This is a genomic window from Barnesiella sp. CU968 (assembly GCF_905219685.1).
GTDB lineage: Bacteria > Bacteroidota > Bacteroidia > Bacteroidales > Muribaculaceae > Lepagella > Lepagella muris_A.
Map to the genome: position 1 here is coordinate 1 of NZ_CAJMXD010000214.1, position 5,196 is coordinate 5,196.

The window sequence follows — 5,196 nt, forward strand, 5'->3', positions numbered from 1 at the left end:
CCTATAAACTGTTTAAAAACAAAAAACTACACCTCAAAAGAAATGTTAGAAATGATACCCTTGGCGATATTTGACGCCAGCGAGTTTTTCCAATGGTTTGTTGACCATGCCAGCTATCTGTTTGTATTCGTATTCATGGTCATCGAAAGCAGTTTCATACCCTTCCCCTCCGAAGTGATTGTGCCCCCTGCGGCGTATCTGGCATGCACCAACACCGGAGCCGGCAGCGACATGAACATATTCCTTGTGGTGGTGTTCGCCACCCTCGGCGCCCTTGTCGGAGCGTTTATCAATTACTACCTCGCCCTCTGGATCGGTCGTCCGGTGGTCTACCGCTTCGCCGACAGCCGGCTGGGACACGCCTGTCTCATCGACAGGGCGAAAGTGGAGAAAGCAGAAAAATACTTCGACCGTCACGGAGCCGTATCGACCTTCGTCGGACGTCTCATTCCCGCCATACGCCAGCTCATTTCGATTCCTGCAGGCATATCGCGCATGAACGTAGCCCAGTTCGCCATCTTCACCTCGCTCGGCGCCTTGGTATGGAACGCCATCCTCGCCTTCCTCGGCTACTGGCTCTCCCTCCACGTCACCCCCGACATGCTCTTCGACAAAGTAGAGGAATACAACCGTTACCTCACATGGGCAGGCTATGCCCTCTTCCTCCTCTGCATCCTCTACATCCTCTACAACGCCTTCCGCAGGAAGAAATAACCCGCAAGAAGAAACAAAGGGGCATCCCAGCCCCTCGACACACCATCCGCCCGCAACACAGCTATGTATTACGGGCGGATGACTATACTGCGCCAACGTTATGTCTTTAAAGCAGGTAGCTACGAAAATTTAATGAACAGATAAAGCGAAGCTATTTTTGAGTTGATTTTGGTGCGGAACGAAGGAGAATAAACAGTTTCTTATGAATTCCTGCTTATAACAGAACTTCTTTAGTAAAACTATAAGACCGAAGATTATGTGCAAGCCGCGTCAGAGAAAAATCAGCACCTGTAAACAGCCTGACATAAGCTTCGGGTATCTCTCCGTTTCTTATATTCTTTTTGCTTTTTTCGCTAATTAATTTTCTTAACATCCTCATATAGTCATGACCATTGTTAAGTTGTCGGAGATCCGCATTCGGATGTTGTTTTTTGAAACTATCCACATAAATCGGATCAATCCATCTGTTCTCCTTCTGATTGCCATTGACAATAGTCACAACCTCCGCCAAGGTCTTCCCTCGCATGTTTTCCGCATCATCAAGAAATCTTACCCTGTCTTCTTTTGCCGGTATCCACGAATTTGCCCATCTTACATACGAATAATTCTGAAGCTCTCTCATCACCTCCTCGTGCAGAATGCCGGATTCATCATCGCATATACCATATCTTGCAGCAATCCTGGATGTTCTGTCTGCAGACACAATTGTCATTTCCCAGTCATGACAATCCGTGACAAACATATTCTGATGCACAGAATAACTGTTGTCAAGATGGTTAAAATCCGCATCCTTTATAGCTGCAAGCTGATTAGGGAAAACTGACGAAAGATCACCAAGCACCTGGGTCATCCACTCATGACCATTCATAACGAATAAAAAGACATTCTCTTCAACAAAATATTCGGAATAAAACAGGGCATCGTCCAAACCTTCTACCAGCAGAACCACTTTATCATAATTGAGTTCATTGTTGAACGTAAGGAAAACATCAGCCGTTTTTCCATTGAAATCATCCGAAGTGTAATCAAGAACCGAATTCTGTGTCATTGGAGCAATCAATGGTGAGTTTTGTAGAAGAGATCATAACAATCCTTCCATCTGCCTCCGATTATTTGAGGAGAATGTGTAGCTATCAATACCCGCAGACTCTTCTGTCCGGCAATCTTGATGATATCATTCATAAACTCTCTCTGCCACGCCACATGAAGAGAAATCTCAGGTTCGTCAATCATTAATAATGAACCATCCTGAAGATTAAAAATGAAATCATGCAGCATAAGAATCTCATTCTTTTCACCACTTGATAAAGAATTGAGGGCAATTTCTCTTTTATCCGACTCTGAAACAAAACGGATGCCATACCTGCGGGAATAGAGGACACTCTTGTTTACCAGTTTTTTATCTCGCAACAATTTGTCGAATAAATTCAAATCCCTTAAAGGCTTTTCAAGAGTTTTGAATTTCTCAAACGTGTCTTTTATGTAATAGTTAAGAATAACCCCTTTGCTCTCGATATATTCAGGCAATTTAAAAGCAGCTGAGAGATCATATTTCATCGCAACGTCCACTTTCTGACTTAGAATTGACAATTGCTTGTCATAATCTTCCTTGTTTATGGCGTCGTCTCCGGTCATGAGCATGTCGATAAACTGAGAATCATGCAATTGAGAATTCTGGAGAAAAGAAAAATATGCATCCCTTAAAAACTCGCTGAATTTATCTGCAACAATCTCGATAGAGTTTTTAATCAGACTGTCACCTGCATGATCTTTGCTATATAGTCTCTGAGCAGGAATGAAACGATAAGGATTTATCTCCGAATTGATGTGAAGCATGAATACACTCTTGCCCTGTTCTTTGGCAATGTGTTCGATAAGCATCCGACTCTTTTCCAACGATATTTCATCATCTTTGAAATTATCGTGAAATTCATTATCGAAATTATCAAAATCATCAAATAACGTTGCCTGCCTGCTCCAACTGCAGAATCTTTTTGCCTGAGATATCAAATCGTTATCAATCTTTAAGGATATTGATTCTTTGCCGTTGTCAATAACATATTCCAATGATATCCGCTCAGACACAGCCGCATCATCTGAATTTTCCACTGCACGTCCGTTATTTGATGTCACATCAAGACTGAATGAACTGTATTCCACATGAATAGAATCAAACGGAACATAAAAAAGACTAAGCAGATTGCCGGAGGCAAGATCCTCGATTATCGATAGAATTGTAGTCTTCCCGTAACCATTTGGACCGGTAATAATCAAGAAATTACCATAATCGGGCATTTTGATTGAATAGTCGAATGTCCCGAAAAGCCCTCGTATGTCCAACGATTTAATCATGTATGTTGTATAAATTAGCAAGTTCCATTTGTGTTTCGAGATTTACTCGATATTCCTTCTTGGATTCGATATTGTTAGTACCGTCAGATGTGACCTCCCGATTATACAATGGATAATCGTCACCTTTGGAAACATTGTTTCTCCAATGCATCGGGCGAAGATTCAGAATATTGTCATCCCCCCCCTTGCTTCGGGGATATACGTGATCTATTTCCCAACCAAAGGCAGCGAATTTCTGGCCATATTGATTATAGGCAATAATGGCTCCGCAGGGATCCTTGCGGAATAAATTAGGGTTCATCCCATTGATAACACGCCCTTTATTCCAAACCGCGTTTATAATTTCCTCATCCATTGGAGTTACAGAATTATGCTTTTGGTGCAAATTTAATCATTTATTCAAATACTTGCAAATAAGTAAGAGCGGGAAATGTCGAGAAAATCCGTCTGCAAACCGTTTTTTAGAGAAGCCCTGATAGATGCCTGCCTATTGGAAGAAAATACACTGCCATGGTATATTAATACACCATACAGCGGATAATTACGTCATTAAATATCACATTATGAATTGTCCTGGTATATTGAAGACGATGAAAGAAATGCAGAAGAAAAAATCATAGAGATAAGCAAAGCGTTAAATGATATTCGTCTGACGGTATCAGACGCTCCAAGAAAATATATCGACAACACATTGGAGATAATCGGCAAGTACTATACCACAGACAGCCCGGCACTCCCTAAAGAATGACAGTTCATTTGTCATCCATACAAGTTTTCATATTGTCGGGCGATTGTTTCCCATCTATATCTTCTGTCAGCTATTTCATACATAGACCGGGCATTTGAAAAAAAGTCATCTGCTGACGACCCGAGTTTTAAAACAAGATCACTTGAATCTTTGAAATACATTGCTCGATTTTCTGTAGACTCGCGATTATAAACACAGTCATATGCAATTATCGGCTTGCCGAAAAACATTGCCTCCACCAAAGAGGGGTTGGTGCCTCCGGCACTGTGACCATGAATATAGCAGGCACAATTACTTCTCAAAACATTAAGAATACTCAAATCATATACAGCCGGACAAAATTTAACATAAGCGGAATCCTTATATTTCTCACACAAAGACCTCCCGTATTCACTTTTCTGCCAGTTGCCAATGAAAATCAGACTGTGACAAGCCCTTTCAAATGCCTCAAGAATAATATGGACATTGTTTTCCGGTTCAATCCTGCAAAGAGCCATCGCATAAGAATCTTTTTCAAGATTATAATCCTTAAGAACTTTCTCGGCATACAATCCATCGACTTCAGTCAGAACATGATCTCCGCCATAAGCTATCAATTCCGAAGCCTTTCCATACTCCTCCAATACGTAATCCGTGATTCCCTTGTTATCGGTAACTATGACATCACCATATTTCACAGCCTGTTTCTCCGAGAATTTAAGAAACCTGCGAACCCACTTATTCCATTTGTCACGATGATGCTCCAGTCCGTCTATGTTTATTATCAATCTTTTCTTTGAGAAAAGACGGAACACAGGTAGAAACGCACAGCCCGAAACCCCGAGAACAAGTATCACATCACTCTTTCTTGAAGCCCTTATCATTGATAATATATCGTATGGAATACTCTGCATACCATTGGCACTCAGACCGATATATTCAGTCTTGGCGCCATGGTATACCCAACGTTCATCATCATAAGATTTTTTACTGCAATATACAGCATATTGCAAATCTTCAGAATTATTATGACGCACAAGTTGCTCAACAAGCGTTTCGAATCCCCCGTAATTTGCCGGCACACCCACTGTGCCTATAATTGCTACCTTTCTCATTCTTCGTAATTGAGTTTCTTTATGAACCGAGCAGGATTACCGCCCCATATCTCCCCTGCCGGAATATCTCTATTCACTATACTTCCGGCTCCTATAATAGCCCCGTCTCCAATATTGACAGCATTTACAATAAGAGTATTCATCCCGATAAAGACATTCTTGCCTATGACTACCTTCCCCGCATAAAACCTTCGGTCGCTGGTATTGTAGAAATGAGAAAGAATACACGTTCCGGTTGTGATGACACAACCGGAACCCACTGGCGTCTCTTAAAATCTGTTAATGCGA

7 protein-coding genes are annotated in these 5,196 nt (G+C 41.6%); 2 read left to right on the forward strand and 5 right to left on the reverse strand.

Annotated elements, in window-relative coordinates; genetic code table 11:
- The first annotated feature begins 42 nt into the window (after nt 1-42).
- Nucleotides 43-714: a DedA family protein gene (locus tag JX312_RS08915; protein ID WP_370541490.1), complete on the forward strand. Its 672-nt coding sequence runs from the start codon at nt 43-45 to the stop codon at nt 712-714.
- Nucleotides 715-928: 214 nt separating this feature from the next.
- On the opposite strand, the gene JX312_RS08920 is transcribed toward JX312_RS08915, so the two are convergent.
- From JX312_RS08920 to JX312_RS08930, 3 genes are read right to left on the reverse strand one after another with little or no spacing between them, the layout of a single operon-like run.
- Complete coding sequence (locus JX312_RS08920; protein ID WP_204457756.1) at nt 929-1,762, reverse strand: DUF4435 domain-containing protein; 834 nt, start codon at nt 1,760-1,762, stop codon at nt 929-931.
- Between the two features lie 8 nt (nt 1,763-1,770).
- Nucleotides 1,771-3,066 carry an AAA family ATPase gene (locus JX312_RS08925; RefSeq protein WP_124030483.1) on the reverse strand — a complete coding sequence of 432 codons (1,296 nt, stop codon included), beginning with the start codon at nt 3,064-3,066 and terminating at the stop codon, nt 1,771-1,773.
- Nucleotides 3,059-3,421 (reverse strand): HNH endonuclease, encoded by a 363-nt coding sequence (locus tag JX312_RS08930; protein WP_124030484.1) that lies wholly within the window; start codon nt 3,419-3,421, stop codon nt 3,059-3,061. Before JX312_RS08930 ends, JX312_RS08925 begins: the two co-directional genes overlap by 8 nt.
- 213 nt (nt 3,422-3,634) lie before the next feature.
- Between JX312_RS08930 and JX312_RS08935 the strand changes: the two genes are divergently transcribed.
- The gene (locus tag JX312_RS08935; RefSeq protein ID WP_124030485.1) at nt 3,635-3,814 is read left to right on the forward strand and encodes a hypothetical protein; all 180 of its coding nucleotides are present in this window, start codon (nt 3,635-3,637) and stop codon (nt 3,812-3,814) included.
- 11 nt (nt 3,815-3,825) lie between these two features.
- Here JX312_RS08935 and JX312_RS08940 read toward each other — a convergent pair whose 3' ends face one another.
- Both JX312_RS08940 and JX312_RS08945 read right to left on the reverse strand, forming a co-directional pair.
- Complete coding sequence (locus JX312_RS08940; RefSeq protein ID WP_124030486.1) at nt 3,826-4,908, reverse strand: DUF1972 domain-containing protein; 1,083 nt, start codon at nt 4,906-4,908, stop codon at nt 3,826-3,828.
- Nucleotides 4,905-5,168, reverse strand: coding sequence for a DapH/DapD/GlmU-related protein (locus JX312_RS08945; protein ID WP_204457757.1), 264 nt, complete (start codon nt 5,166-5,168; stop codon nt 4,905-4,907). Before JX312_RS08945 ends, JX312_RS08940 begins: the two co-directional genes overlap by 4 nt.
- Nucleotides 5,169-5,196: the final 28 nt, after the last annotated feature.

Bases quoted from the DNA above. Each gene is read 5' to 3' on its own strand.
- JX312_RS08940 (WP_124030486.1), bottom strand. From the start codon at position 4,908: ATGAGAAAGGTAGCAATTATAGGCACAGTGGGTGTGCCGGCAAATTAC.
- JX312_RS08920 (WP_204457756.1), bottom strand. From the start codon at position 1,762: ATGACACAGAATTCGGTTCTTGATTACACTTCGGATGATTTCAATGGA.
- JX312_RS08925 (WP_124030483.1), bottom strand. From the start codon at position 3,066: ATGATTAAATCGTTGGACATACGAGGGCTTTTCGGGACATTCGACTAT.
- JX312_RS08915 (WP_370541490.1), top strand. From the start codon at position 43: ATGTTAGAAATGATACCCTTGGCGATATTTGACGCCAGCGAGTTTTTC.
- JX312_RS08930 (WP_124030484.1), bottom strand. From the start codon at position 3,421: ATGGATGAGGAAATTATAAACGCGGTTTGGAATAAAGGGCGTGTTATC.